At 72.7% G+C, this 24782-nt stretch carries 25 protein-coding genes; 11 read left to right on the top strand and 14 right to left on the bottom strand.

Features of this window, described 5'->3' with window-relative positions; genetic code table 11:
- Nucleotides 1–56: 56 nt before the first annotated feature.
- Genes ACIQMJ_RS18545 through arfA form a run of 3 tightly spaced genes read left to right on the top strand, consistent with a single transcriptional unit; the run spans nt 57 to nt 3395 of the window.
- A complete protein-coding gene (locus tag ACIQMJ_RS18545; protein WP_499762194.1) occupies nt 57–1019 on the top strand; it encodes a carbohydrate ABC transporter permease in 963 nt (320 codons plus the stop codon).
- The gene (locus ACIQMJ_RS18540; protein ID WP_499762193.1) at nt 1016–1882 is read left to right on the top strand and encodes a carbohydrate ABC transporter permease; all 867 of its coding nucleotides are present in this window, start codon (nt 1016–1018) and stop codon (nt 1880–1882) included. The genes ACIQMJ_RS18545 and ACIQMJ_RS18540 overlap by 4 nt, the downstream gene beginning before the upstream one ends.
- Before the next feature lie 7 nt (nt 1883–1889).
- Nucleotides 1890–3395, top strand: coding sequence for an arabinosylfuranosidase ArfA (gene arfA / locus ACIQMJ_RS18535; RefSeq protein WP_499762192.1), 1506 nt, complete (start codon nt 1890–1892; stop codon nt 3393–3395).
- Nucleotides 3396–3608: 213 nt separating this feature from the next.
- Here arfA and ACIQMJ_RS18530 read toward each other — a convergent pair whose 3' ends face one another.
- The 3 genes from ACIQMJ_RS18530 to ACIQMJ_RS18520 all read right to left on the bottom strand — a co-directional run bounded on the left by ACIQMJ_RS18530 (nt 3609) and on the right by ACIQMJ_RS18520 (nt 6978).
- Complete coding sequence (locus tag ACIQMJ_RS18530) at nt 3609–5999, bottom strand: ATP-binding cassette domain-containing protein (RefSeq protein ID WP_499762465.1); 2391 nt, start codon at nt 5997–5999, stop codon at nt 3609–3611.
- A gap of 113 nt (nt 6000–6112) precedes the next feature.
- Nucleotides 6113–6523 (bottom strand): VOC family protein, encoded by a 411-nt coding sequence (locus ACIQMJ_RS18525; RefSeq protein WP_499762191.1) that lies wholly within the window; start codon nt 6521–6523, stop codon nt 6113–6115.
- Between the two features lie 5 nt (nt 6524–6528).
- Complete coding sequence (locus tag ACIQMJ_RS18520; protein WP_499762190.1) at nt 6529–6978, bottom strand: helix-turn-helix transcriptional regulator; 450 nt, start codon at nt 6976–6978, stop codon at nt 6529–6531.
- A gap of 70 nt (nt 6979–7048) precedes the next feature.
- On the opposite strand from ACIQMJ_RS18520, the gene ACIQMJ_RS18515 reads away from it, so the two are divergent.
- Nucleotides 7049–7573 (top strand): hypothetical protein, encoded by a 525-nt coding sequence (locus ACIQMJ_RS18515; RefSeq protein WP_499762189.1) that lies wholly within the window; start codon nt 7049–7051, stop codon nt 7571–7573.
- A gap of 56 nt (nt 7574–7629) precedes the next feature.
- Here ACIQMJ_RS18515 and ACIQMJ_RS18510 read toward each other — a convergent pair whose 3' ends face one another.
- Nucleotides 7630–8664, bottom strand: coding sequence for a sigma-70 family RNA polymerase sigma factor (locus ACIQMJ_RS18510; protein WP_499762188.1), 1035 nt, complete (start codon nt 8662–8664; stop codon nt 7630–7632).
- 76 nt (nt 8665–8740) lie between these two features.
- On the opposite strand from ACIQMJ_RS18510, the gene ACIQMJ_RS18505 reads away from it, so the two are divergent.
- Nucleotides 8741–9562 carry an alpha/beta fold hydrolase gene (locus ACIQMJ_RS18505; RefSeq protein WP_499762187.1) on the top strand — a complete coding sequence of 274 codons (822 nt, stop codon included), beginning with the start codon at nt 8741–8743 and terminating at the stop codon, nt 9560–9562.
- A gap of 31 nt (nt 9563–9593) precedes the next feature.
- Here the strand turns inward: ACIQMJ_RS18505 and ACIQMJ_RS18500 are convergent, their stop codons facing one another.
- The 8 genes from ACIQMJ_RS18500 to ACIQMJ_RS18465 all read right to left on the bottom strand — a co-directional run bounded on the left by ACIQMJ_RS18500 (nt 9594) and on the right by ACIQMJ_RS18465 (nt 17724).
- Nucleotides 9594–10793, bottom strand: coding sequence for an MFS transporter (locus ACIQMJ_RS18500; RefSeq protein ID WP_499762186.1), 1200 nt, complete (start codon nt 10791–10793; stop codon nt 9594–9596).
- Between the two features lie 136 nt (nt 10794–10929).
- Nucleotides 10930–11319 carry a pyridoxamine 5'-phosphate oxidase family protein gene (locus ACIQMJ_RS18495; protein WP_499762185.1) on the bottom strand — a complete coding sequence of 130 codons (390 nt, stop codon included), beginning with the start codon at nt 11317–11319 and terminating at the stop codon, nt 10930–10932.
- A 25-nt stretch (nt 11320–11344) separates the two neighbouring features.
- Nucleotides 11345–12769: an MFS transporter gene (locus ACIQMJ_RS18490; protein ID WP_499762184.1), complete on the bottom strand. Its 1425-nt coding sequence runs from the start codon at nt 12767–12769 to the stop codon at nt 11345–11347.
- A gap of 73 nt (nt 12770–12842) precedes the next feature.
- Nucleotides 12843–13331 (bottom strand): MarR family winged helix-turn-helix transcriptional regulator, encoded by a 489-nt coding sequence (locus ACIQMJ_RS18485; protein ID WP_499762183.1) that lies wholly within the window; start codon nt 13329–13331, stop codon nt 12843–12845.
- Nucleotides 13332–13382: 51 nt separating this feature from the next.
- On the bottom strand, nt 13383–14726 hold the full coding sequence (locus ACIQMJ_RS18480) for a glycoside hydrolase family 6 protein (protein ID WP_499762182.1): 1344 nt from the start codon (nt 14724–14726) through the stop codon (nt 13383–13385).
- Between the two features lie 97 nt (nt 14727–14823).
- Nucleotides 14824–15474: a response regulator gene (locus ACIQMJ_RS18475; protein WP_499762181.1), complete on the bottom strand. Its 651-nt coding sequence runs from the start codon at nt 15472–15474 to the stop codon at nt 14824–14826.
- On the bottom strand, nt 15459–16667 hold the full coding sequence (locus ACIQMJ_RS18470; RefSeq protein WP_499762180.1) for a hypothetical protein: 1209 nt from the start codon (nt 16665–16667) through the stop codon (nt 15459–15461). Before ACIQMJ_RS18470 ends, ACIQMJ_RS18475 begins: the two co-directional genes overlap by 16 nt.
- Complete coding sequence (locus ACIQMJ_RS18465) at nt 16660–17724, bottom strand: sensor histidine kinase (protein ID WP_499762179.1); 1065 nt, start codon at nt 17722–17724, stop codon at nt 16660–16662. Before ACIQMJ_RS18465 ends, ACIQMJ_RS18470 begins: the two co-directional genes overlap by 8 nt.
- A 175-nt stretch (nt 17725–17899) precedes the next feature.
- Between ACIQMJ_RS18465 and ACIQMJ_RS18460 the strand changes: the two genes are divergently transcribed.
- Genes ACIQMJ_RS18460 through ACIQMJ_RS18445 form a run of 4 tightly spaced genes read left to right on the top strand, consistent with a single transcriptional unit; the run spans nt 17900 to nt 21179 of the window.
- Entirely contained in the window at nt 17900–18100 is a 201-nt protein-coding gene (locus ACIQMJ_RS18460; protein ID WP_499762178.1) for a hypothetical protein, read from the top strand.
- Nucleotides 18101–18136: 36 nt separating this feature from the next.
- Nucleotides 18137–19540 (top strand): serine hydrolase domain-containing protein, encoded by a 1404-nt coding sequence (locus ACIQMJ_RS18455; RefSeq protein ID WP_499762177.1) that lies wholly within the window; start codon nt 18137–18139, stop codon nt 19538–19540.
- 26 nt (nt 19541–19566) lie between these two features.
- Nucleotides 19567–20526, top strand: coding sequence for a sensor histidine kinase (locus ACIQMJ_RS18450; RefSeq protein WP_499762176.1), 960 nt, complete (start codon nt 19567–19569; stop codon nt 20524–20526).
- Nucleotides 20523–21179, top strand: a complete 657-nt coding sequence (locus tag ACIQMJ_RS18445) for a response regulator (RefSeq protein ID WP_499762175.1) — start codon at nt 20523–20525, stop codon at nt 21177–21179. Before ACIQMJ_RS18450 ends, ACIQMJ_RS18445 begins: the two co-directional genes overlap by 4 nt.
- On the opposite strand, the gene ACIQMJ_RS18440 is transcribed toward ACIQMJ_RS18445, so the two are convergent.
- Nucleotides 21149–21862: a MerR family transcriptional regulator gene (locus ACIQMJ_RS18440; protein WP_499762174.1), complete on the bottom strand. Its 714-nt coding sequence runs from the start codon at nt 21860–21862 to the stop codon at nt 21149–21151. The two genes, ACIQMJ_RS18445 and ACIQMJ_RS18440, sit on opposite strands and share 31 nt — an antisense overlap.
- A 132-nt stretch (nt 21863–21994) precedes the next feature.
- On the opposite strand from ACIQMJ_RS18440, the gene ACIQMJ_RS18435 reads away from it, so the two are divergent.
- Both ACIQMJ_RS18435 and ACIQMJ_RS18430 read left to right on the top strand, forming a co-directional pair.
- On the top strand, nt 21995–22879 hold the full coding sequence (locus ACIQMJ_RS18435; RefSeq protein WP_499762173.1) for an ABC transporter ATP-binding protein: 885 nt from the start codon (nt 21995–21997) through the stop codon (nt 22877–22879).
- Nucleotides 22876–23727 (top strand): ABC transporter permease, encoded by an 852-nt coding sequence (locus ACIQMJ_RS18430; RefSeq protein ID WP_499762172.1) that lies wholly within the window; start codon nt 22876–22878, stop codon nt 23725–23727. Before ACIQMJ_RS18435 ends, ACIQMJ_RS18430 begins: the two co-directional genes overlap by 4 nt.
- Before the next feature lie 65 nt (nt 23728–23792).
- Here the strand turns inward: ACIQMJ_RS18430 and ACIQMJ_RS18425 are convergent, their stop codons facing one another.
- Nucleotides 23793–24752, bottom strand: a complete 960-nt coding sequence (locus ACIQMJ_RS18425; RefSeq protein WP_499762171.1) for a hypothetical protein — start codon at nt 24750–24752, stop codon at nt 23793–23795.
- Between the last annotated feature and the right edge of the window lie 30 nt (nt 24753–24782).

Below are 24782 nucleotides of genomic sequence, written 5' to 3'. Positions count from 1 at the left end.
CGGCCCGCCCCGGCGGGCCGCCGTCCCCACGTCCACGCCCAGTCAGGAGGTCCACCGTGACGCGGTCCCTGCCGATCACGGAGCCCGAGGCGGACGACCCGCCGGCCGCACCGGTCGAGTCGCGCGCGGGGCGGCGTGCGCGCCGGGTCACCGCGCGTCCCGTGGCCGGGATGCTGTTCGTCCTGCCGTTCTTCCTCGTCGTCGTCGCGTTCCTGGTCGTGCCGCTCGGGTACGCGTTCTGGCTCAGCCTGTCCAGCAAGAGCCTGGCGCTGGGCACCCGGTTCAGCGGCCTGGACAACTACGTGCGCGCGTTCACCGACCCGGTGCTGCTGGACGGTTTGCTGCGGGTCGTCCTCTTCGGACTCGTGCAGATCCCCGTCATGCTCGGCATCGCGCTCGCGGGGGCGCTCGTGCTCGACGCCGTGACGACGAAGTTCGCCCTGGCGTTCCGGCTCATCGCGTTCATGCCCTACGCCGTGCCCGCCGTCGTCGGCGCGCTCATGTGGGGCTTCCTCTACAGCCGCACGTTCGGCCCGTTCGCCGACCTGCCCACGCTGGTGGGCGGCGACCCGATCGACTTCTTCAGCGTGTCGTTGCTGCTGGTGTCGCTGGGCAACATCGTGACGTGGGCGTGGACCGGCTACAACATGATCATCCTGTACTCGGCGTTGCAGGGCGTGCCGCGGGAGATGTACGAGGCCGCGGTGATCGACGGCGCCACGCCGGTGCAGGTCGCGCTGCGGGTCAAGGTGCCCGCGATCAAGCAGGCGATCTCGCTGGCCGCGATCTTCACCGTCATCGGCACCATGCAGTTCTTCACCGAGCCGCAGATCATGGCCCGGTTCGCGCCGCAGATCTCCGCCGGGTACACGCCGAACCTCTACGCGTACAACCAGGCGTTCGCCTACTCGGACTTCCACTACTCCGCGGCGGTCTCCTTCGCCCTCGGGTTCCTGGTGTTCGTGGTGGCCTACGCGTTCGTGTTCGTCAACAACCGCAGGCGGGTGGCGCGCTCATGACCCTCGGCAGAGCCGAACACCGGACGAAGGTGAAGTCCCGGCTCCCGCACCTGTTCATGGGCGTGGGCATCCTGTACTTCCTGGTGCCGCTGCTGTGGGTGGTCATCGCGGCCACCAAGAGCCAGCCGGACCTGCTCGACAGCCCGGCGCTGTGGTTCGCCGAGTTCAACCTCTTCGAGAACATCGGGCTGCTGTTCCGCGAGGACGACGGCGTCTACGGCAAGTGGCTGGTCAACACGGCGCTGTACTCGGGGCTGAGCGCGGTCGGCGCGACGGCGCTGGCGGCGGCGGCGGGCTACGGCCTGGCGCGGTTCCAGTTCCTGGGCAAGCGGTTGTTCGAGACGGCGCTGCTGGGCATGATCATGGTGCCGGCCACCGCGCTGGTGCTGCCGACCTACCTGATCCTGTCGGAGGTGGAGCTGGTCGACACGATGTGGGCGGTGATCCTGCCGTCGCTGCTCAGCCCGTTCGGCGCGTACCTGATCCGGGTGTACGTGGACGAGAGCGTGCCGGTCGAGCTGCTCGACGCCGCCCGCATCGACCGGGCGGGGGAGCTGCGCATCTTCTGGCAGATCGTGGTGCCGATGATGCGGCCCGCCATCGTCACCGTCTTCCTGTTCACCCTGGTCGCGACCTGGAACAACTACTTCCTGCCGCTGGTGATGCTCAGCGACGCCGACCTGTACCCGCTGACCGTGGGCCTGACCACCTGGTTCAACACCGCCCAGCAGGAGGCAGGCACCCGCATGCTGTTCAACCTCGTGGTGACCGGCTCACTGCTGGCCATCGTCCCGCTCATCGTCGCCTTCGTCCTGCTGCAGCGCTTCTGGCGCAGCGGTGCGGCGGCAGGCGCCCTGAAGTAGGAGCACCGTGCTCAACGCCTCCCTTGCCCTCAACCCCGACTACGTCATCGCGCCCGTGCGACGCCGGCTCTTCGGGTCGTTCGTCGAGCACATGGGCCGCTGCGTCTACACCGGCATCTACGAGCCCGGCCACCCGACCGCCGACGAGGACGGGTTCCGCGGCGACGTGCTGGAGCTGACCCGCGAACTGGGGGTCGAGCTCGTCCGCTACCCCGGCGGGAACTTCGTCTCCGGCTACCGCTGGGAGGACGGCGTCGGCCCGGTCGCCGAGCGGCCGGTGCGGCGCGAGCTGGCCTGGCACAGCATCGAGACCAACGAGGTCGGCGTCGACGAGTTCGTCCGCTGGGCTCGCAAGGCCGACGTCGAGGTGATGTACGCGGTCAACCTCGGCACGCGCGGTGTGGCCGAAGCCCTCGACGTGCACGAGTACATGAACCACGAAGGCGGCACGCACCTGTCTGACCTGCGCCGCGCCAACGGCTCGGAGGACCCGCACGGCGTGAAGCTGTGGTGCCTGGGCAACGAGCTGGACGGCCCGTGGCAGCTCGGCCACAAGACCGCGCACGAGTACGGCCGACTGGCCGCCGAGACCGCACGCGCGCTGCGCCAGGCCGAGCCGGACCTGGAGCTGGTGGCGTGCGGCAGCTCCAGCTCGTCCATGCCGACCTTCGGCGAGTGGGAGTCCACCGTGCTGGAGCTGGCGTACGACGAGGTGGACCACATCTCGCTGCACGCCTACTACGAGGTCATCGACGGTGACGTGGACAGCTTCCTCGCCTCCGCCACGGACATGGACCACTTCATCGACAGCGTGGTGGCCACCGCGGACGCGGTCGGCGCGAAGCTGAAGAGCAGCAAGAAGATCAACCTGTCGTTCGACGAGTGGAACGTCTGGTACATGAAGCGGTTCCAGGCGGAGCCGCGCACCGAGTGGGAGATCGCGCCGCGGGTCATCGAGGACCAGTACGACGTGACCGACGCCGTGGTGGTCGGCAACCTGCTGATCTCGTTGCTGCGCCACAGCGACCGGGTCGCGGTGGCGTGCCAGGCGCAGCTGGTGAACGTCATCGCGCCGATCCGCAGCGAGCCGGGCGGCGCGGCGTGGCGGCAGACCATCTTCCACCCGTTCGCACTGACGTCGCGGTTGGCGCGGGGCCGGGTGCTGCGCGTGGAGACGTCCTCGCCGACCTACGAGACCCAGCGCTTCGGCGCCGTCCCGGTGGTGGACGCGGTCGCCACGCACGACGAGGAGTCCGGCGACACGGTGGTGTTCGTGGTCAACCGGCACCGGTCGGAACCGGTCGACCTGCGAGTGGGCCTGAGCGCGTTCGGCGACGTCGAAGTGGCCGAGGCGTGGCTGGTGCACGACCCGGACGGCTCGGCGACGAACACCGAGGCCGACCCGGACCGGGTCGTGCCCAAGCCCCAGGAGGCAACCGTCGCGGACGGCGAACTGCACGTCGTCCTGCCTCCCGTGTCGTGGACCGCGGTGCGCCTCAGCCCCCGCCCATGAGCCGCTGGGTGGGCGGCACGCGCAGCAGCCGTGCCGCCCACCCGGGCAGGCCCCACCACCGCGACCGCGGCGGGCACCAGCACCGACCTGACCAACGAAACAGGAGATTGCAGGGGCAGTTGGGGTCATCCTGCTGATCTGCCCGTCCGGCTAGGACGCTGGTAATCTTCTGCTTCTCCCCAAGCTCGCCCGCCGCGCCCAGCCAACCCGGCATCACTCTCCGACGTACGCCGCCAGATGCTCACCGGTCAGCGTGGCCCGCTTGGCGACGAGCTCGGCAGGCGTCCCCTCGAACACGACCCGGCCACCGTCATGACCGGCCCCGGGCCCGAGGTCGATGATCCAGTCCGCGTGCGCCATGACGGCCTGGTGGTGCTCGATCACGATGACCGACTTGCCCGCGTCGACCAACCGGTCGAGCAGTCCCAGCAGCTGCTCGACATCGGCCAGGTGCAACCCCGTGGTCGGCTCGTCCAGGATGTAGACCCCGCCCTGCTCGGCCATCCGGGTGGCCAGCTTCAACCGCTGCCGCTCGCCACCCGACAACGTGGTCAGCGGCTGCCCGAGGGTCAGGTACCCCAGCCCGACGTCGGCCAACCGGTCGAGGACCTTGTGGGCGGCGGGTGTGCGGGCCTCGCCCTCGGCGAAGAAAGCCTCCGCCTCCACCACGGACATGGCGAGCACCTCGGCGATGTCCTTGCCGCCCAGCGTGTACTCCAGCACAGCCGCCTGGAAGCGCTTGCCCTCGCAGTCCTCGCAAGTGGACTCGACGGTCGCCATCACGCCCAGCTCCGTGTAGATGACGCCGGCGCCGTTGCACGTCGGGCAGGCGCCCTCGGAGTTGGAGCTGAACAGCGCGGGCTTCACGCCGTTGGCCTTGGCGAACGCCTTGCGGATCGGGTCGAGCAGGCCGGTGTACGTCGCCGGGTTGCTGCGCCGCGAGCCGCGGATCGCGCCCTGGTCGATGACCACCACGCCGTCGCGGCCGGCGACCGAACCGTGGATCAGCGAGCTCTTGCCGGAGCCCGCGACACCGGTGACGGCGCACAGCACGCCGAGCGGGATGTCCACGTCGACGTCGCGCAGGTTGTGGGTGTTCGCGCCGCGCACCTCCAGCGTGCCCGACGCCGTGCGCACCGACGGCTTGAGCTTCGCCCGGTCGTCCAGGTGCCGCCCGGTGAGGGTGTCGGCGGCGCGCAGCTCGTCGACGGTGCCCTCGAACACGACCTCACCACCGCCCGTGCCGGCCTTCGGGCCGAGGTCCACGACGTGGTCGGCGATCGCGATCACCTCGGGCTTGTGCTCGACCACCAGCACGGTGTTCCCCTTGTCCCGCAGCTGGAGCAGCAGGGCGTTCATCCGGTCGATGTCGTGCGGGTGCAGGCCGATGGTGGGTTCGTCGAACACGTACGTGACGTCGGTGAGCGACGAGCCGAGGTGGCGGATCAGCTTGGTGCGCTGCGCCTCACCGCCGGACAGCGTGCCCGACGGCCGGTCGAGCGAGAGGTAGCCCAGGCCGATGTCCACGAACGAGTCGAGCGTCCGCCCCAGGTTCGCCAGCAGCGGCGCGACCGACGGCTCGTCGAGCTCGCGCACCCACTCGGCGAGGTCGCTGATCTGCATCGCGCAGACGTCCGCGATGTTGCGGCCCTTGATCTTGGACGACAGGGCTTCCTTGGCCAGCCGGGTGCCGCCGCAGTCGGGGCAGGTAGTGAACGTCACCGCCCGTTCCACGAACGCGCGGATGTGGGGCTGGAGCGAGTCGACGTCCTTGGACAGGTAGGACTTCTGGATCGACGGGATCAGTCCCGAGTAGGTCAGGTTGATGCCCTCGACCTTGATCTTCGTGGGCTCCTTGTGCAGCAGGTCGTGCAGCTCGCGCTTGGTGTACTTGCGGATCGGCTTGTCGGGGTCGAAGAAGCCGCAGCCGCGGAAGATGCGGCCGAACCAGCCGTCCATGCTGTAGCCGGGGATGGTGAGCGCGCCCTCGTTGAGCGACTTGCCGTCGTCGTACAGCGCGGTGAGGTCGATGTCGTTGACCGAGCCCATGCCCTCGCAGCGCGGGCACATGCCGCCGAGCCGGGTGAACGTCGCCTTCTCGGCCTTGGTCTTGCCGCCGCGCTCGACCGTGATCGCGCCGCTGGCCTTCACCGACGGCACGTTGAACGAGTACGCGTTGGGCGGGCCGATGTGCGGGCTGCCCAACCGGCTGAACAGGATGCGCAGCATCGCGTTGGTGTCGGTCACGGTGCCGACGGTGGAGCGGGGGTTCGCGCCCAGCCGCTCCTGGTCGACGATGATCGCCGTGGTCAGCCCTTCGAGCACGTCGACCTCGGGGCGCGCCAGGGTCGGCATGAAGCCCTGCACGAACGCGCTGTAGGTCTCGTTGATCATCCGCTGCGACTCGGCCGCGATCGTGCCGAACACCAGCGAGCTCTTGCCCGAGCCGGAGACACCGGTGAACACGGTCAGCCGGCGCTTCGGGATCTCGACGCTGACGTCCTTGAGGTTGTTCACGCGCGCGCCCTGCACGCGGATGAGGTCGTGGCTGTCGGCGAGGTGCGGCTCGGGCGACGGCGCGTTCTTCCTCGTGGCCATGCTTATCGTGTCTCCATCTGCTGGTGCGGCGCGCGCTCTCGGTGGTGGCGGTAGTGGTGGTGGGGCCGCCCCGCTCGTTCGGGCGTCGGAGCGGGGCGGCGCCGTCCGGTGTGGACGGGTCAGCGCAGCTGCTGGATGCGGACCAGGTTGCCGGCCGGGTCGCGGAACGCGCAGTCGCGCACGCCGTAGGGGTGCTCGGTCGGTTCCTGCACGACGTCCGCGCCCGCGGCCTGCACCTTGTCGAACGTGGTGTCGAGGTCCTTCGCGCCGAGGTTGATGGCGGCGTAGGTGCCCTTGGCCATCATCTCGGTGATGGTGCGGCGCTCCTCCTCGGTGACGCCGGGGTCGGCGGCGGGCGGGTGCAGCACGACGGAGGTGTCGGGCTGGCCGGCCGGACCGACCGTGATCCACCGCATGCCCTCGTAGCCGACGTCGTTGCGCACCTCGAAGCCGAGGGTGTCGCGGTAGAAGGCCAGCGCGGCCTCCGGGTCGTCCTGCGGGAGGAAGGTCTGGTGAATGGTGATGTCCATGGCGATCACGCTAGGTGCGGCCCGGCGGGGGGCGCTTCTCGATTCCTGACCGGTCTGGTGACCTGCTTGGCCACGCACGCCGGCATGCCCGCGGTCGCGACCGACGGGTCCTGCCGGTAGACGCTGGGCGGCACGCCGACCAGCTCGGTGAAGCGGGTGCTGAAGGTGCCCAGCGACGAGCAGCCGACCTCGAAGCAGACCTCCGTGACGCTGAGGTCGCCGCGGCGCAGCAGCGCCATCGCGCGCTCGATGCGCCGCGTCATCAGGTAGGAGTACGGCGACTCGCCGTAGGCGAGCCGGAACTGGCGGCTGAGGTGCCCGGCCGACATGTTCACGCCGCGGGCGAGCGCTTCCACGTCCAGCGGTTGCGCGTACTCGCGGTCGATCCGGTCGCGGACGCGGCGCAACCGGGCGAGGTCGCCCAGGCGGTGCGCCTGCGCAGGTCTGCTGGTCACGTGGCCGATGGTGCCACATGGCGGGAAAACGGGCAGACGATCGGCCGACCTCCCTGGCACGCTGCGGCGGGTGATCACGCGAGAGCTGGTGGTGCTCGGCGGCGGTGCCGGGGTGGGCAAGTCGAGCGTGGGCTGGGAGGTGTCCCACGTGCTCCAGGCGCGGGGGACGGCCCACTGCCTGGTGGAGGGCGACAACCTGGACCAGATCCACCCGGCGCCCGCCGACGACCCGCACCGCACGGGCATCACCGAGCGCAACCTGGCCGCGCTGTGGGCGAACTACGCCGCGCTGGGCCGGCACCGGCTCGTCTACACCAACACGGTCAGCGTGCTGGAGGAGCCGATGATCCGCCGGGCGCTGGGGGAGGGTCCGGTGCGCTCGACGCTCGTGCTGCTCACGGCGTCGGAGGCGACCACCCGCGCACGCCTCGCCCGCCGCGAGATCGGCTCGCAGCTCGCGCCGCACATCGAGCGGAGCCTCGCGATGGCCCGCCGGCTGGACGCCGAGGCCCCGCCGGGGACCGTGCGCATCGCCACGGACGGCAGGTCCGTCGAGGACATCGCGCACGAGGTGGTGCGCGTCGCCGGCTGGTGAGCGTCCCCGACCCGACGAGCGTCACTGACTCAGCGGGTGTCGCCGGCTCGTGCCGGTCAGGGCAGCGAGGCGGGCAGCCCGAACGCGGGGAAGTGGGCGGCGTCCACGAAGGACGTGATCGCGCTGATCCGCCCGTCGCGCACCGTCAGCACGTCGATCGACCACGCCAGGTGCGCGCCCGCGCCGTCGTCCCACAGGTAGCCGGCCACGGCGGGCTGCGCGTTGGCGCTCGTGGCGAGGTGCCGCCACGGCGGGCACGACGTCAGCGGCACGCGCACGGCGAAGTCGGTGACCGCCTCGATGCCGCGGTACCAGTGCGGCAGCGGCGGCATCGACCACGTCACGTCCTCGGTGAGCAGCGCCACCAGGGCGTCGGCGTCGCCGCGTTCCAGCGCGGTGGCGTAGCCGGCCACGACCTGCCGCAGGCGGGCGTCGTCGATCAACCGCAGCGCCTGCTGCTGGGTGCGGTCGGGCGCCTTCTCGGCGACGACCCGCCGGGCGCGGGCCAGCGCCGAGTTCACCGACGTGGTGGAGGTGTCCATCATGGCGGCGATCTCGGCCGCCGAGAACCCCAGCACCTCGAACAGCAGCAACGCCGCCCGCTGGTTGCCGGGCAGGTGCTGCACCGCGGCCACGAACGCCAGCTCGACGGCCTCCCGCTGCGCGTAACGCCCGGCCGGCCCGCCACCGCCGTCGACCAGGCCGGCGTCCGGGTACGGCCCGAGCCACGCCACGTCCGTCAGGGGCGCGTCGTCGACCACCGTCCGCGTGCTGGCGGGCCCCAGGTCGACCGGCAGCGCCCGCCGTCCCCGGCTCGCCACCGCGTCCAGGCACGTGCGGGTGGCCACCGCGTACAGCCAGGACCGCAGCGAGCCGCGCCCCGCGAAGCCGCCCAGCCCGCGCCACGCCCGCAGCAGGGCGTCCTGGAGCGCGTCGTCGGCGTCGTGGGTGGAGCCGAGCATGCGGTAGCAGTGGGCGTGCAGTTCCCGGCGCAGCGGTTCGACCAGGCGGCTGAACGCCTCGCCGTCGCCCTCGCGCGCCCGTGCCAGGTCGGCGTCCTCAACGGACTCCGCGGAAAAAACTTCGCCCACGAGCGACGATTCTGCCTCACGCGCAGAGTCACTACCGGCGAACGAGCACTTCGGAACAGTTCCAGGAGGATCCGCGATGACCGACACCGCCACCACCGACACCCTGCGGGTGCCCGACGCGCTGCTGCACTACGAGCTGCGCGGCCGGGGCCCGCTGGTCGTGCTGGTCGCCGCGCCGATGGACGCCAGGTCGTTCGAGCCGCTGGCCGACCTGCTCGCCACCGACCACACCGTGCTGACCACCGACCCGCGCGGCATCCGCCGCAGCGAGGTGGACGACCCGGACCGGGACGCGACGCCGGAGCTGCGCGCCGACGACCTGGCCCGGCTCATCCGGCACGTGGACGCGGGCCCGGCGGCCGTGCTGGGGTCCAGCGGCGGCGCGGTCAGCGTGCTGGCGCTGGCCCAGGCGCACCCGGAGCTGGCGCACACCGCGATCGCGCACGAGCCGCCGCTGAACCAGCTCGTGCCCGACCGCGAGGACCTGCTGCGGCGGACCGACGAGATGATCGCCACCCACCGGTCCGGTGACGCGCTGGGCGCGTGGCGGCAGTTCATGGCCATCGCCAACATCCACATGCCGGACGAGGTCGTCCAGCACATGTTCGGCGGCGAGCGCGACCCGCAGGACCTGGCCGACGAGCGGTTCCAGTACGAGCACATGCTGCGGCCGACCGTGGAGTGGGTGCCCGACCTGGACGCGTTGCGGTCGGCGTCGAGCCGGATCGTGGTCGGCATCGGCGAGGACTCGGGCGGCGAGCTGTGCGAGCGCACGTCCCTCGCGCTGGCCGAGGGGCTGGGGATCGAGCCGACCCGGTTCCCCGGTGGTCACATCGGGTTCGTCGAGGACCCGGCCCGCTTCGCCGTCCGGTTGCGGGAGGTGCTGGACCGCGCCTAGGACCCGAAGTGGTGCTCCGCGGCTCTGAGGCTCAGGCGGGCACGCGGCGGCGGTCGACCAGCACCGACAGGGCGGCCACCGCCAGCCCGGCGAGGCTCAGCGCCACGCCGACCCAGGCGGTGGACGTGTAGCCCCAGCCCGCGCCGATCGCCAGGCCGCCGAGCCACGCGCCCGCGCCGTTGGCGATGTTCAACGCGGAGTGGTTGGACGAGGAGGCCAGCGACGGCGCGTCGGGGGAGGCGTCCATCAGCCGCACCTGCAACGCCGAGGCCAGCACCTGCGACACCAGGCCGATCAGGAACACCGTGCCGAACGCCATCACCGCCGAGGTCGCGGTCAGCGCGAACACCACGAGCACGACCGTCACCGCGATCAGCGCGCCGAACACCGTGCCCATGACCGAGCGGTCCACGAACCGGCCGCCGACCGTGGCGCCCAGCGTCATGCCGAGCCCGAACACCGCCAGCACCCACGGCACGGCCGACGCCGACAGCGCGGTGACCTCGGTGGTGATGGGGGAGATGTAGGAGTAGACGGCGAACATGCCGCCGAACCCGATCATGCCGGTGAGCAGCGCGAACCACACCTGCGGCCGGCGGAACGCGCTCAGCTCGGCCGCCACGCTCGCGTCCCGGGGCGCGGGCACGCGCGGCAGCCACCGGGCCACCGCCAGCGCCGTGACCAGCGCGATCACCGTGACCGCGAGATAGGCGACCCGCCACCCGATCTGCTGCCCGGCGGCGGTGGCGACGGGCACGCCGACCAGGTTGGCCACGGTCAGGCCGACCATGATCCGGGCGACCGCCGTGCCCCGGCGCTCCGGCGCCACCAGCGTGGTCGCCACGACGGCCGCGATGCCGAAGTACGCGCCGTGCGGCAGCCCGGCCACGAACCGGGCGGTCATCAGCAGGGCGGTGTTCGGCGCGAGGGCGGACAGCCCGTTGCCCAGCGCGAGGGCCAGGGTGAGGCCGATGAGCAGGCCCTTGCGCGGCAGCTTCGCGGCGAGCCCGGCGATGAGCGGCGCGCCGACCACCACGCCGAGCGCGTAGAGGCTGATCGCGTGGCCCGCGGTGGGGATGGAGATGTCGAACGTGGCCGCCATCTGCGGCAGCAGGCCCATGGTGGCGAACTCGGTCGTCCCGATGCCGAACCCGCCGAGCGCCAGGGCCGCCATCGCCGCCCCGCCGCCCTTGCCGCGCCGTGCCGCGGTGGTCCCGACCGTCGCCGTCATCCGTCGCTCCCGTCCACTGTCCCGAGTCGACAGTGACCGCGACGTAGGTTGCTTAGCTACCGAAACGATTTTACCGGCCGGGCCCCACCCGCCCCCACCGCCGGCGCGTGCCTCTCCTCACACGCCCCCGCCTCGATCAGCCGTCCGCCTTCGGGATGTCCAGCGCCGTGCCGTAGAGGCGGGCCGCCGGGAACGTGATGGTCAACCGGCGGTCCGGTTCGTCGCCGTCCGACACCTCCACCAGCTCCGCGTCACCCTCCACCGCGGCGAACGACCACACGTCCGGCCCGCTGACGTGCAGCGCGACCCGCGGGTCGGCCCGGATCTGGCGGGCCTTCAGCCGATCCGCCGTGGTGGACACGCGGATCACCCGTTCCTCCGCGTCCCACTGGTACAGCACGGTCGACAGGTGCGGGTGGCCGCTGCGCTTCACCGTGGCGAGCACGCCGAACCGCTGCTTGCCGATCAGGCCCACCAGTTCGGCGTCGGTCAGGGTGCGGGGCGCGGGGCCGGCGTTGGCGGTCATGGTGATCTCCTCCGATGTGCGGTGGTCAGGCGGAACGCTTGCGCAGCACGACCAGCGTGACCGCGAACGCGGCGACGAGCAGCGACGCGGCGACGGTGAACGCCACGTGGTACCCGGCGGTCAGGGCGGCCGGCTCGGCGACGCCCGCGGCCAGCTCGTCCTCGGTCCGGGAGGCGGCCAACGTCGACAGCACGGCCACGCCCACGGCCATGCCGACCTGCTGGGTGGTGTTGAACAGCCCCGACACCAGGCCCGCGTCGTCCGGCTTCGCGTCGGACATGCCCAGCGACGCCAGCGCGGGCAGCACCAGCCCGCCGCCCGCGATCAGCAGCATGACGGGCAGCAGGTCGGTGGCGTAATCGGCGTCCACCGGGACCACGCTCAGCTTCACCATCGCGCCCGCCAGCAGCGCCAACCCGGCCAGCAGCACGGCCCGCTCACCGAACCGCGTGTTCAACCGGGCCGACGCGAACAGCGACACCCCGCCGATCGCGACCGCCGCCGGCAGCATCGCCAAGCCGGTGGCGAGCGCGCTGTAGGCCAGCACCTTCTGCATGAACAGCGCCACGATGATCTGGAACGCGAACATCGCCGACAGCGTGAGCACCTGCACCAGGTTCGCGCCGGTCACGTTGCGCGACCGCAGGACCCGCAACGGCATCAACGGCGTGCGCGCCCGCGCCTGCCGCACGGTGAACGCGGCCAGCAACGCGACCGACAGCGCGCCCAGTCCCAGCGTGTGCGCCCCCGTCCAGCCGTGCTGCTCGACCTCGACCACCGTGTAGATGCCGAGCATGAGCCCGCTGGTCACCAGCCCCGCCCCGAGCACGTCGGCCCCGGCGGACAGGCCCGCGCCGCGGTCGGCCGGCAGCACGCGCAGCGCCAGCAGCACGGTCGCGACGCCGATCGGCAGGTTGATGAAGAAGATCCAGTGCCAGCTCAGCGCGTCGGTCAGCACGCCGCCGAGCACCTGCCCGAGGGACGCGCCCGCCGCGCCGGTGAAGCTGAACACGCCGATCGCCTTGGCGCGCTCGGCGGGGTCGGTGAACAGCGTGACCAGGATGCCGAGCACCACGGCCGACGCCATCGCGCTGCCCGCGCCCTGGAGGAACCGGGCCGCGATGAGCAGCCCCGGCGTGCCGGCCACGCCCGCCAGCAGCGACGCGCCGGTGAACACGGCGTTCCCGGCCAGGAACATCGTCTTGCGGCCGATCAGGTCGCCGAGCCGCCCCGCGAGCAGCAGCAGGCCGCCGAACGCGATCAGGTAGGCGTTCACGGTCCAGCTCAGCCCGGCGGCGGTGAAGCCGAGGTCGGCCTGGATGGCGGGCATGGCCACCGTGACGATGCTGCCGTCGAGGATGGTCATGAGCATCGCGGCGGACAGCACGACCAGCGCGGACCAGCGGTTCGCGCGGGGTGTGTCGAGCGGGGTGTCGAGCGAGGACGACATCGGTCTCTCCTGTTCCGGGGCGGACAGGAGGAACCGTAGCGGATAGTTTTGTTGCAGACAATCTCTCTCGGACTTAACGCGTCCTCTCCCGGGCGCGCCGGGCCGTCTGCGGTGCCGCGATCGGGGTGGCCAAGTGCCCGGTGACCAGCAGGTTCAACGCGTGCAGCAGGGCTTCGCGATCCCGGTCCGGCAGCGACTGCAAGGCCGCCCGGTGCACCCCGTCCACGATCTCCTGGCTCCGACGGGCCAGCTCCGCGCCCTTCTCGGTGACCGCGATGATCCGAGCCCGCCGGTCGGTGCCGGACGGCCGCCGCTCGGCGAGACCCGCCTTCTCCAGCGCGTCGACGGTCACCACCATCGTGGTCTTGTCCATGTCGCCGAGCTCGGCCAACTGGATCTGCGTGCGCTCCTCCGCCAAGGCGTGGACCAGCACGCAGTGCATGCGCGCGGTCAGGCCGATCTCGGCGAGCGCCGCCGCCATGCGGGTGCGCAGCACGTGGCCCGCGTGGTCCAGGAGGAACGACAGGTCGGACTCGGTGCGGGCTGGGGCCATGGCGGGCATGGCCCCAGTCTAGCTACCGTGACACCAGCGGATTATCCGCAAGAAACCGAATCACGCCACCGGCGGGTGCGCGTTGCGCACCAGCTCCTGGAACTGCGCCGAGTGCCACTGCCCGGCCGGCGGCGCGTCCCGCCACGCCCCGGTCGGGTCGTACGTCGAGGTCGGCCGGCCGTCGTAATCCGGGTCGCACATCCGGTTGAAGTTCTCGTCCCCGATCGGCAGCGGGAAGCTCGCACCGTCCGACTCGCCCGGCGGCTTCATCCACACGTACGCGTCGACGTTCGGCCGCGGCGCCGCCACCGGCCGCTCGCCCAGGCCCGCGCCGGTCTGGTTGCACCAGTTGTAGATCCGCGCCCGGCGGTCGAGCCGGCTGCTGTCGACGTAGGCGTCCACGGACGTCTCGTACCCGGGCGCGGTCGGCCGGTTCGGGCCGCCCCACCCGTTGCGCGAGGTGTCGACCAGCACCCCCACCCGCGGGTCGAAGCCCGCCGCGACCGCCTCCGCCCGGAACGCGTCCGCGAACGACAGCTCGTCCAGGAACGGGTTCCAGTCCACCCACCTGCTCTGCTGGATGTGCTGCCCGTTGATCACCGTCTTGACGATGAACTCCTCCCGCAGCACCGAGTAGTTGCGGGTGTTCGCGATGAAACCGTGGACGTAGGAGAGCCTGCTGCCGCCGGAGCGCGCCGCCTTCGCCAGCAGCTCCACCGTCGGCTTGCGGTTGTCGTCCCAGCCGATCCCGCCGTGGTGGGCGATGTCGAGGTAGCTGTAGACGTTCGGGATCGCGCCCAGCTTCGCCAGCGCGTACCCGATGCCCTCGGTGTACGACCCGGCCGCCTTCACCTGCTCGCAGCTCGTCGTGGCGTCGGCCCGCGGCAGCACGTGCGTGACCAGGAACGGCAGGGAGTTCGGCTCCACCACCGCCACGATCCGCAACCGCGCGTACCGCGGATCGGCCAGGATCGCGGCGATCGGGTCGACGAACTCCTGCTTGTAGCGCGGCAGCTCGCCGAACCCCAGCTCCCCGTTGGTGGACAGCCACCCGCAGTCGCGTCCGGGCAGGTTCCACAGGGCGAGCTGCACCAGGTTCGCGCCCCGCCGCACGGCTTCGTCCAGGTGGGCGCGCAGGCCCATCCTCCCGTTCGCGCCCGTGACGGACGCGATCCGGTCGAGCCACACGCCGGTCGGCTGCCCGGCGACGGCCGCGCCGCCCGGCTCGGCGGCGGCCCGCGCGGACCACTCGGGGTTGACGTAGGGACGGGCGCCGACGTACGGGTTGTCCAGGCGTGGCGACCAGTGCGGCGACGTGCTCGCCCCGGCCGGGGTGACGACCACGAGCCCGGCGGCGCACGCGACCGCCGTCAGCACGCGGCCGACGCGTAGGGAAGATCTCATGGGCTGGCTACCTCCGGTGATCACAGCGATGTGAAGGAGGCGGTGTGCCCCCACCGTACCGTGATCGCACGGCCACCGGCCGTCACCGGTTCGGCCGCTACAGGTCGTCCACCCCGATCAACCCGTCCTGGATCGCCCGCGCCACCAGCGCCGCCTTCGTCGGCGCCTCCCGCCCGATCAGCGCGTACTTCACCCGGATCCGCTCCAGGTGCGAGTTCACCGTGCTCAACGAGATGCCCAGCCGCTGCGCCACGAACTCCTTCGACTCCGACTGGAACCACTCGACCAGCACCTCGACCTCCCGCGCCGACAACGCGGGCCGGTGGTCGGACCGGTCACCCGCCAACGCGCCCGCCAACGACGGCGGCGTGTACGGCCTGCCCTCCGCCGCCGCACGCGTCGCCTGCACCAGGTGCTCCGCGCCCTCCGCCTTGGTCAGGTAGCACAACGCGCCCAACTCCAGGCACTGCAACGCGATGTCGTCGTCGGCGCGCATCGAGTACACGACCACCCGCCGGCCCGCCTCGACCAGCCGCCGCAAGTCGCCCAGCACCGGCGTCGGCCCGCCCAGGTGCAGGTCCAGGATCACCACGTCGGCCGCCGCCCCCTCGCCCAACCACGCCGAGCGCACGTCCTCACCGCCGGCCACCACCCGGATCGGCGGCGTGCCGGAGGACAGCCAGTAGGCGACACCCGCGCGCACCGCCGGGTGGTCGTCCACCACCACCGCGCTCAGCTCGTCCGCCATCGGGCCTCCATCCGCGTGTGACGACCGTACGTGCCGCATTCGACCTCGACCCGGCCCCCGGCGGTTCCCACCCCGACGCCCGCGTCGGCGACCACCGCCACCCGCACCTCGCTCCCGGTGCGCAGCAGGCTCACCCGCGCCCGTTCCCGCGCCGCCGACAACGCCTCCGCCAGCGGCCCGGTCAGCTCCCGCCGCACGTCGGTCGGCACCGGCACCGGCGCGCCGCTGACCGCCAGCGACACCGCCAGCCCGCGCCGTTCCGCGATGTGCACGCACGCCGTCACCTCGTGCACCAGCGGGTCGGGCACGTCGTCGTTCTCCGCGAACAGCCGCCGCAGCTGCGTGGCCGCGAGCGCGCACCGCTGCCTGGTGTCGTCGGCACGCGGGTCCAGCACGCCGTCGGCGAGGTCCGCGAGCAGCGGCAGGGTCGCGCCGAGCTGCCCGGCGAACCCGGCGCGCAGGTCCTGGTCCCACTGCTCGGCCAACGCGGCCCGGGTCGCGGCGCGCTCCCGCTCGGCGGCGACCTCGACGGCCTGCGCCGCGCTGCGCAGCATGAACCGCGTCATGACCAGCGCGCCGAGCTGGAGGCTGGTCACGCTGAGCACCACCACGCCCGCGTTGCCGATCTCGGCCCGGTCCGGCGTGCCCGCGAGCAACCACTGCGCGACTCCGAGCACCACGTGCGCGGCCAGCGCGCCGACCAGCGCGGGGACGCGGTCCAGCAGCAACAGCAGCAGGGACCACCCGACCTGGCCCCACAGCCAGTGCGCCGGGCCGAAGTGCGCGTCCGGCGGCAGCACCGCGGTGGCCACGGCGGACGCCCCCAGCATCGCCACCACACCGCCCACGACCACCGGCGTCGGCAGGGGCTTGCGCCGCACGACCCAGACCGCGCACGCCAGCGTCACCAGGACGGCCGTGGCGAACGAGTACCGCTCGGCCGGGTGGTGGGGGTGGGTGAGCAGGGTACCGAAGCCGAGGCTCACCTGGAGGACGGCCGTGACGCCGAGCAGGATCAGCCGCACGCCGGCGAACACGTGCCGCCGGGCCTCGCGGCCGTCGTCGGAGGTGTGGTCGTTCGCGTCGTCGCGCCACGAGATCAACGGGCCGGTCCACGACGGGGTGCGCCGCCGGGTGCCGCTCGCGTGCGTTCCGTGGGTCGCGTGCGTTCCGTGGGTCGCGGGCTCAGTCACCGGTCCACTCCAACCGCACCGTCGTCCGCCCGGGCCGCGACGTCACCTCGGCCCGACCGCCGACCGCCGCCATCCGCTCGACCACCGACCCGCGCAGCCCCCGCCGGTGGTCCGAGACCGCGCCGACGTCGAACCCGGGCCCGGCGTCCGTCACCTCCACCTCGACACCACGCCCAACCGCCCGCACCCGCAACCGCGCCGCCCCCGTGCCCGCGTGCCGCTCCACGTTCGTCAACGCCTCCCGCACCGCCCGCACCAGCGCCAACGCCACCGAGGCCGGCAGGAGCACGCTCTCCCACCGCGCGTCCACCTCGAGCGGGCTGCGCTCCACCACCGCCCGCAACGACGAGCCGACGTCCACCGCGCTGTCCCGCGGCTCACCGGACGACCCGGTGAGCAGGTCCAGGTCCCGCCGCGCGTACCCGGCGACCTCGGCCGGGTCGGTCTCCCGCCCGTTCACCGCCACCACCAGGAACGTCGCCGACGCCGTGTCGTGCAGCAGCGCCAGGTACTCCCGCTCCCGCCTGCGCCGCTCCAAGGCCACCGCCTCGAGCCGCTCCATCGCCGCCCGCCGCGTCCGCAACTCGTCCACCCGCCGCGACGACCGCTGCAACAACGACAGCGCCAGCCTCGCCAACACGCACTCCACCACCACCCTCAACACCACCGAGCCGTCCCACCACACGGCGGTCAGGTAGACGGCCAGCAGCGCGGCCGTGGTCGGCACGGTGACCCTCGGGCTCCACTCCCACTGCAACGTGATGGCGGTCGTGGTGAGCACGTTGAGCGTCCACGCGTCCGTCGCCGCGAGCTGCTCGTGCGCCGCGCACAAGGCCACCACGCGGACCACCGCCAGCACGAACGCGACCTTCGGCGCCGTGAAGTCCGCCACCACCCCGACCAAGACCAGCCCGCACAGCCCGAGCCCCAGCGGCAGGGCGTCGGTGGGCACGGAGAGCAGGCCGAACACGCTGATCAGCGTCACCCCGACCCCACGAACCGGCCCGGCGAACCGCGCGAAGGCGGTCAGGAGCTCGCCCTCGACCTGACCCGGCATGCGGCGAACCCTAGCCGCCCCGTCCACCCTCCCGCTCCACCCGCGCGGTCCGAGGTGAACGGCGGGTGACCTGCCCGGGAACACCCTCACCCGCCGGGCGGGCCGGACCGCGCCGACCTGTGGCGCCGGAGGAAGTCGGCCGCCCCCGCCGCGGCGACGCCCCAGCCCTCGACGGGTGACCGATCCCGGCGCGGAGCTGTTCGACCGGGTGGCCGCCGACCACGACCGGTCGGTGCCGTTCTTCGCCGCGTTCGGTGCGCGGCTGGTGTCGTGGGTCGCGCCGGAGCCTGGCGCGCGGGTGCTGAACCCGGGCGCGGGCGCTGGTCAAGCCGTGACCCCTGTCTTTCGTCAGGGGTGGTCGGGGACCGCGGTTTGATGTCCGCGCAGGGGTGTTGTTCCTAGCGTCGTCACCATGAAAGCCACGTTGATCGGGGTCGCGGCCCTCGCCGCGACGCTCCTGTCCCCGACTGCCCAAGCCCAAGCCTCCATCGACGACTTCATGGCCGAAGTCATGCACGACACCGGTCTGCCGGGTGTGTCGGTGGTCGTGACGCAGGGCGACCGGGTGGTGCACGCCGCCGGGTACGGGGAGGACTCCGCAGGAGCACCCGTCACGGCGGACACGCCGATGCGGATCGCCTCGGTCAGCAAGTCGTTCACCGCGATGGCCGTCATGACCCTGGTGGAGGACGGGCGCATCGCGCTGGACGGGTCGGTGGCCTCCCAGCTGCCCGGCTTCACCATGGCCGACCCCCGGTTCGCCGACGTGACGGTCCGCCACCTGCTGAACCAGACCTCGGGCTTCTCCGACACCACGATCGACGTGACCGCCCTGGAGACCGCGACCTCCCTGGTCGACTACACCGCCAAGCTCGCCTCCGACTCCCTGGCCGCCGACCCGGGCACGCACTACGAGTACTGCAACGTCAACTACGACCTCGCCGCACGACTCGTCGAAGTGGCGAGCGGCCAGACGTTCAGCGACTACCTGAAAGAGCACGTGTTCGGGCCGCTGGGCATGTCGCGCAGCGCCGTCTCCGCGAACGACCTCCAGCCGGCCGACGGCTACAACTCGGTGTTCGGCGCGTGGCTGAGCCGGGCCGAACTGCCCGGTTTCCTCGACTCCAGCGGCGGCGGTGGGGTGATCACGACGGCGGCGGACATGGGCAGGTGGTTGATCAGCCAGACGGGCCACGGCACGCAGTTGGTGTCACCTGAAGGTCTCCGCACCATGCACACGAGATCCACTGTGGACGATTACGCCATGGGGTGGGTCCCGGACACCGGTCCGGACGGCGTGGAGCAGCTCGTGCACGCGGGCAACCTGTTCACCTACTCGGCCATGCAGGCGGTCGTCCCGAGCACCGGGCACGGGTTCGCCGTGCTCACCAACAGCGCGGCCTTGCAGGACGACACCTACGACATCCTCAACGGCCTGGTCGCCCTGAGCCAGGGCCGCGACCCCGGACCCGTCGGCGGCGGGCGGCAGTTGTTCGAGTTGGTGCTCGGCCTGATCGCGTTGGCGGCCACGGGGTTGGGTGTGCTCGGCGTGTGGCGGTCCGCGACGTGGGCACGACGTCGCGCGGGCGCGTCGAGGTGGCGGGTGGGGTTGCGGTTCGTGCCGCTGCTCCTGCCGGCGGCGCTGTTGGCGGCCTACCCGGATCTGGTGTCGTTGCTGACGAACGGTCGCACGGTCACGTGGGCGCAGCTGACGTACTTCGCCGTGCCGCTGACCATCACCCTGGTGGTGGCCGCACTGGCGGGCGTGGCGACGACGGTTGCGCGGGTCCTCCGCCTGCGTGCGACGGTCCTCTGAGGATGCCGGTCGGTAAGGTCCGCACCATGCGCAACGCCACGGTCCTCGCGGTCCTCGCGCTCGCGGGGCTGCTCAACGGGATGGCCACCGACGCGTTGCCGGCGTGGCGGCAACTGCTCTACCCGCTGCTGGCCGTCCTGGCCTACCTGCACGGCAGGCACCTGCCGGTGCGCCGCGGCGGCCTGGTGGTGGGCGCGGTGGCGGTGGTCGGGGTCGGCGTCGCGGCGTGGCGGGTCTGGGAGGGCGTCGGTGCGTTCGCGAGCCTCGGCCTGGTCGTGGTGCTGCCGTGGCTCGCCGGCCGGTTCCGGCGGCAGCAGGCTGAGCTGATCACCGTGGGACGGGAGCGGATCGTGCAGTTGGAACGGGCGCAGGAGCTGGTCGCCGAACGCGCCCGCCTGCGCGAGCGGGCACGCATCGCGGCCGACATGCACGACTCGCTCGGGCACGAGCTGGCGTTGATCGCGTTGCGGGCGGGCGCGTTGGAGCTGACCGCGGAGACCGGGTCGACCCGCGCGGCGGCGGCCGGTCTGCGTGAGTCGGCGGTGACCGCCACCGACCGGCTGCGGCGCACGGTGGGCGTCCTGCGGGAGGGCCCCACGACGTTCGACCCGCCCGACGAGACGGTGGAGGCGTTGGTGGCGCGGGCGGTGGAGGCGGGCCTGCCGGTGGTGCTGACCCGGACCGGCGACACGGCCGGGTTGCCGTCGTTGACGGACCGGGCCGTGCACCGGGTCGTGCAGGAGGCGTTGACGAACGCGGCCCGGCACGCGCCCGGCGCGCCCGTGACCGTGGAGATCGCCGGGACGGAGGACGTGGTGGTGACCGTGACCAACCCGGTCGACCGGGAGCCCGCGGCGGACGGCGCCGGCAGCGGGCTGGAAGGGCTGGCGGAACGGGTTCGGCTGCTCGGTGGCGCGCTGCGGTCGGGTGCGGTCGACGGCCGGTTCACCGTGACGGCCCGGCTGCCGCGGGAAGGTCGGGCATGATCCGCGTGCTGCTCGCCGACGACGAGGCGATGGTCCGCGCCGGCGTGAGGGCGATCCTCGACACGGACCCGGACGTCGACGTGGTCGCCGAGGCCGCGGACGGGCGGGAGGCGGTCGAGCTGGCCCGCGCCCACCAGCCGGACGTGGCGCTGCTCGACATCCGGATGCCCCGCCTGGACGGCCTGTCCGCCGCCGCCGAGCTGCGGCGGACCGCGCCCGACGTCGCGGTCGTGATGCTGACGACGTTCGACGAGGACGAGTACGTGGCGCGGGCGTTGGGGGAGGGGGCGAACGGCTTCCTGCTCAAAGCCGCCGACCCCCGGGAGCTCCTGATCGGGGTGCGCGCGGTGGCCGCCGGCGCGGCCTACCTGTCACCGAAGATCGCCCAGCGGGTGGTGGCCGACCTGCGCGGCGGTCGCCTCACCCGGCACGAGCAGGCGCGCAAGCGGGTCGGCGTCCTCACCGGGCGGGAGCGCGAGGTGCTGGCGCTGGTGGGGGAGGGCCTGTCCAACCAGGAGATCGCCCGCCGGCTGTCCCTGGTCGAGGGCACGGTGAAGGCGCACGTCAGCGCGATCCTGCACCGCCTCGACGTGGCCAACCGGGTGCAGGCCGCGATCGTGGCCTACGAGGCCGGGCTGACCACCGCCAGGTAGCCGTCCAGGGCGGCGGCCGCGGCCAGCATCGCCCTGGCCCGGCGGCCCAGCTCCGCCTCCCGCGCGGTGATCGCGGCGCGCAACGCGTCCGCGCCGCCCGAGCTGCGGAACTCGTCCATGATCGGCTTGATCGCGGGCAGCGGGTAGCGGCTCTGCCGCAGGGTCGCCACCAGGCGCGCGTCGCGCACGTCGGTCGCGCCGAACCGGCGGTGGCCGTCGGTGTCGCGCGCCGGCAGCAGCAGGCCGGCCGCCTCCCACACCCGCAGCGCCGACGGTCGCACGCCCAGCCGCGCCGCGAGCTCACCGACCCGCAGGCCGGCCCGCGGCACGGTGTCCGACGGGTGCCCGGCGGCCTCGGACGCCGCCGACTCCAACGCCACCGACTCCAACGCCTGCGCCGTGGCCCGCAACGCCAACCGCTGCTCGTGCGCCGCCGCGTGCAGGGCGTCGAGCCGGGCCAGCGCCGGGTCGGGCGCGCCCGCGTGGATCGAGCGCATGATGGCCTTGGCGGCGTCCCACCCGTAGCCGCGACCCAGCGCCCGGTACGTCGTCACCGCCTGCCGGTGCCGCTCGTCGAACACCCGGTACCCCGCCGGGGACCGTTCGGCGGGTGGCAGCACGCCGTCGGCGAGGTAGTTGCGCACCTGCTGGGCCGAGATGCCCGCGGCACGGGCCAGATCCACCGGGCGAAGCCCCACCGCACAGCCCTCCGCACGAGGTTCGGGTTCAACGGGAATTTGAAGGTTGGCCGGTCGGATTCCTGGAGGAACCCGCGACAACCTTAAACAGGGTACTTCAACGATACGGTTGAAGACATGAAAACCAGCGACAACCAGCGGGAATCGTCGGTCGTGCGCACGCGGGACCTGCGCATGCGCTACGGCTCCACCGACGTGCTGAAGGGGGTGGACCTGACCGTCGGACCGGGCGAGGTGGTGGCGCTGCTCGGGCCCAACGGCGCGGGCAAGACCACGACCATCGAGATCCTGGAGGGCTTCCGCAAGCGGTCGGCCGGGGAGGTGAGCGTGCTGGGCGTCGACCCCGACCACGGCGACGAGGCGTGGCGCGCCCGCTTGGGCGTCGTGCTCCAGTCGTGGCGCGACCACGGCCGGTGGAGGGTGCGCGAGCTGCTGTCCTACCTCACCCTGTTCTACGAGCCGTACCGCGATCGGGTGTTCGACCCGGACGAGCTGATCGGGCTCGTCGGCCTCACCGACCACGCGGACAAGAGGGTCGGCGCGCTGTCCGGCGGCCAGCGGCGGCGGTTGGACGTCGCGGTCGGCCTGATCGGGCACCCCGACCTGCTGTTCCTGGACGAGCCGACGGTCGGCTTCGACCCCGAGGCGCGACGCGAGTTCCACGAGGTGGTGGGCCGCCTGACCGGCACCGCCATCCTGCTCACCACCCACGACCTCACCGAGGCGGAGAAGTTGGCCCACCGGATCGTCATCCTGGTGTCCGGGCGCGTGGTCGCCGACGGCACCGCCGTCGAGCTGGCCGACCGCATCGCGGGCGAGGCCGAGGTCCGCTACCGGCTGGGCGGCGCGGAGCACGTGCTGTCGGTGGCCGACTCCACCTCGTACGTGCGGGAGCTGTTCGCCGAGCACGGCGAGGCGGTGGACGACCTCGAAGTGCGGCGCGCGAGCCTGGAGGACGTGTACCTGGCGCTGGTGCGCGAGTCCGAGGCGGTGAGCGCGTGAACGCCCGCGCGGTGGCGGTGCGCGCCGGGGTGCGGCGCGGCCGGATCGAGTTCCGGCACACGATGACGAACGCGGGCGAGCTGATGGGCTGGCTGTGGCTGCCCGTGGTGGCGCTGATCGTGATGTACGCGTTCGGCGACGGCGCGGTGCCCGGCGTGGACTTCCCGCTCGGCGCGCAGGCCGTGCCCGGCATCCTCGCCATGAACGCCGTGTTCACCGGGTTGGTGGGCCTGGCGATGACGCTGACCATGGACCGCGAGGACGGCACCCTGCTGCGGGCGAGGGCGACGCCGAACGGGGTGCTCGCGTACGTGGTGGGCAAGGTGCTGGGCAAGGCGGCGATGGCGGTCGCCGTCGTCCTGCTCGTCCTGGTGCCGGCGATGCTGCTGTTCGACGGCCTGCGGCCGGGGCGCGCGTCGACGTGGGTGACCTTGGCGTGGGTGCTGGTGCTCGGCCTGCTCGCGGTGCTGCCGATCGGGGCGATCCTGGGCGCGGTGTTCGGCAACACCCAGAGCCTCGGCTTCGTCACGCTCCTGCTCATGGCGCTGGTGGCGGTGTCGGGCGTGTTCTACCCGATCACCGCGCTGCCGGGGTGGTTGCAGTGGGTCGGCCAGGCGTTCCCGCTGTACTGGATGGGGCTCGGCCTGCGGTCCGCGCTGCTGCCGGACGCGGTGGCGGCGGCCGAGGTCGGCGGGTCGTGGCGGCACGGGGAGACGGTGCTCGTGCTGGGTGCTTGGGCGGTGGTGGGGTTCGCCCTGGCGTCGGTGGTGCTGCGCCGCATGGCGCGGCGCGAGTCGGGGTCGTCGGTCGCGGCGCGGCGGGAACAGGTGGCGCAGCGGCTCGACTGACGTCCGACCGGGGTCGGTCCGGGTCGGTCCGGGTGGGTGTGGGGTGGGTGCGGGGTGGCCCGCGGTCAGTCGAACAGCGTCGGCAGGTCGCCGCGCTGCCACGCCACCAGCACCCGACCGACCCGGACGTCCGGGGCGGCCGGCGCGAGCACCCGCACCACACCGGTCTGGTCGGCGGGTTGCTCGACGGTCGCGCCGGGCAGCGTCCCGGACCACGGCGCGGATTCCAGGTTGGTGCGCACCAGGTCCATGAGCGCGTTGGGGTTCTCGTCGGGCACGCACACGACCTCGGTCGTCGTGCCGTCGGCGGTGGTCCGCACGCCCGCCGCCACCGGCAGCCCGCCCTTCGGCTCGCTGATCACCGCGGCCGAGACCTCGCCGAGGCACCGGGCCAGCTCGCCGATCATCGGGTCGGCGGCGAGCGAGGAGTCACCGGCCGGTTCGGTGACCCACTTCAACGCGTCGGCGGCGGGGGAGTGCGTCACCGAGCCGGTCTGCACGCGGACCTGCTGGAACCCGGTCACGATCCCGGCCTGCGCCAGCGGCCCGTCGGGGTCGACCTCGTTGTCCGGGCCGGTGGTCCAGGCGCCGGAGCCGGCCTTGCGGCCGCCGAGCGCCTGGAGCTTCGCGTCCACCGCCGCCACGTCGACGTCCATCCGCAGCACGGCGGCCCACGTCGGCGGCTGCCCGACCCGCAACGCCGTGGTGGCCGCGTCCGGGTCGAAGCCCACCAGGTCGGGCAGCACGCGGCTGTGCCCGGCGAGGCCGGAGTAGCCGTAGCCCCGGAGGCCGCCGAAGCGCTCGGCGTCCTTGGCCAGCAACGCCCGCACGGCCGCCACGTCGCCGTACTCGACCAGCACGGACGACTCGGCGGTGGCCCGAACACCCGACAGCGCGCCCAGCAGCCCGGTCTCGGGCGCGGGCCGCGCGCCGTCGGCTTCGGCCGAGCACCCGGCCGCCAGGGCGGCGCACCCGACCAGCAGGACGGTGACAGCGGCCAGCGGCACGCTCGAACGCTTGTTCACCACCCGAATGGTAGGGCGGTGGCCGCTCCG

Origin of the sequence: Actinosynnema sp. NPDC091369 (assembly GCF_044757065.1) — a bacterium.
In the GTDB taxonomy this organism is placed as follows: domain Bacteria; phylum Actinomycetota; class Actinomycetes; order Mycobacteriales; family Pseudonocardiaceae; genus Actinosynnema.
Note: the sequence above shows the minus strand (reverse complement) of the source record. Positions and strands in the feature narration are given on the sequence as shown.

Coding starts and splice junctions, on each gene's coding strand:
- ACIQMJ_RS18480 (WP_499762182.1), bottom strand. CDS start 14,726: ATGAGATCTTCCCTACGCGTCGGCCGCGTGCTGACGGCGGTCGCGTGC.
- ACIQMJ_RS18505 (WP_499762187.1), top strand. CDS start 8,741: ATGACCGACACCGCCACCACCGACACCCTGCGGGTGCCCGACGCGCTG.
- ACIQMJ_RS18445 (WP_499762175.1), top strand. CDS start 20,523: ATGATCCGCGTGCTGCTCGCCGACGACGAGGCGATGGTCCGCGCCGGC.
- ACIQMJ_RS18525 (WP_499762191.1), bottom strand. CDS start 6,523: ATGGACATCACCATTCACCAGACCTTCCTCCCGCAGGACGACCCGGAG.
- ACIQMJ_RS18500 (WP_499762186.1), bottom strand. CDS start 10,793: ATGACGGCGACGGTCGGGACCACCGCGGCACGGCGCGGCAAGGGCGGC.
- ACIQMJ_RS18485 (WP_499762183.1), bottom strand. CDS start 13,331: ATGCCCGCCATGGCCCCAGCCCGCACCGAGTCCGACCTGTCGTTCCTC.
- ACIQMJ_RS18540 (WP_499762193.1), top strand. CDS start 1,016: ATGACCCTCGGCAGAGCCGAACACCGGACGAAGGTGAAGTCCCGGCTC.
- ACIQMJ_RS18475 (WP_499762181.1), bottom strand. CDS start 15,474: ATGGCGGACGAGCTGAGCGCGGTGGTGGTGGACGACCACCCGGCGGTG.
- ACIQMJ_RS18490 (WP_499762184.1), bottom strand. CDS start 12,769: ATGTCGTCCTCGCTCGACACCCCGCTCGACACACCCCGCGCGAACCGC.
- ACIQMJ_RS18455 (WP_499762177.1), top strand. CDS start 18,137: ATGAAAGCCACGTTGATCGGGGTCGCGGCCCTCGCCGCGACGCTCCTG.
- ACIQMJ_RS18450 (WP_499762176.1), top strand. CDS start 19,567: ATGCGCAACGCCACGGTCCTCGCGGTCCTCGCGCTCGCGGGGCTGCTC.
- ACIQMJ_RS18465 (WP_499762179.1), bottom strand. CDS start 17,724: ATGCCGGGTCAGGTCGAGGGCGAGCTCCTGACCGCCTTCGCGCGGTTC.
- ACIQMJ_RS18435 (WP_499762173.1), top strand. CDS start 21,995: ATGAAAACCAGCGACAACCAGCGGGAATCGTCGGTCGTGCGCACGCGG.
- ACIQMJ_RS18495 (WP_499762185.1), bottom strand. CDS start 11,319: ATGACCGCCAACGCCGGCCCCGCGCCCCGCACCCTGACCGACGCCGAA.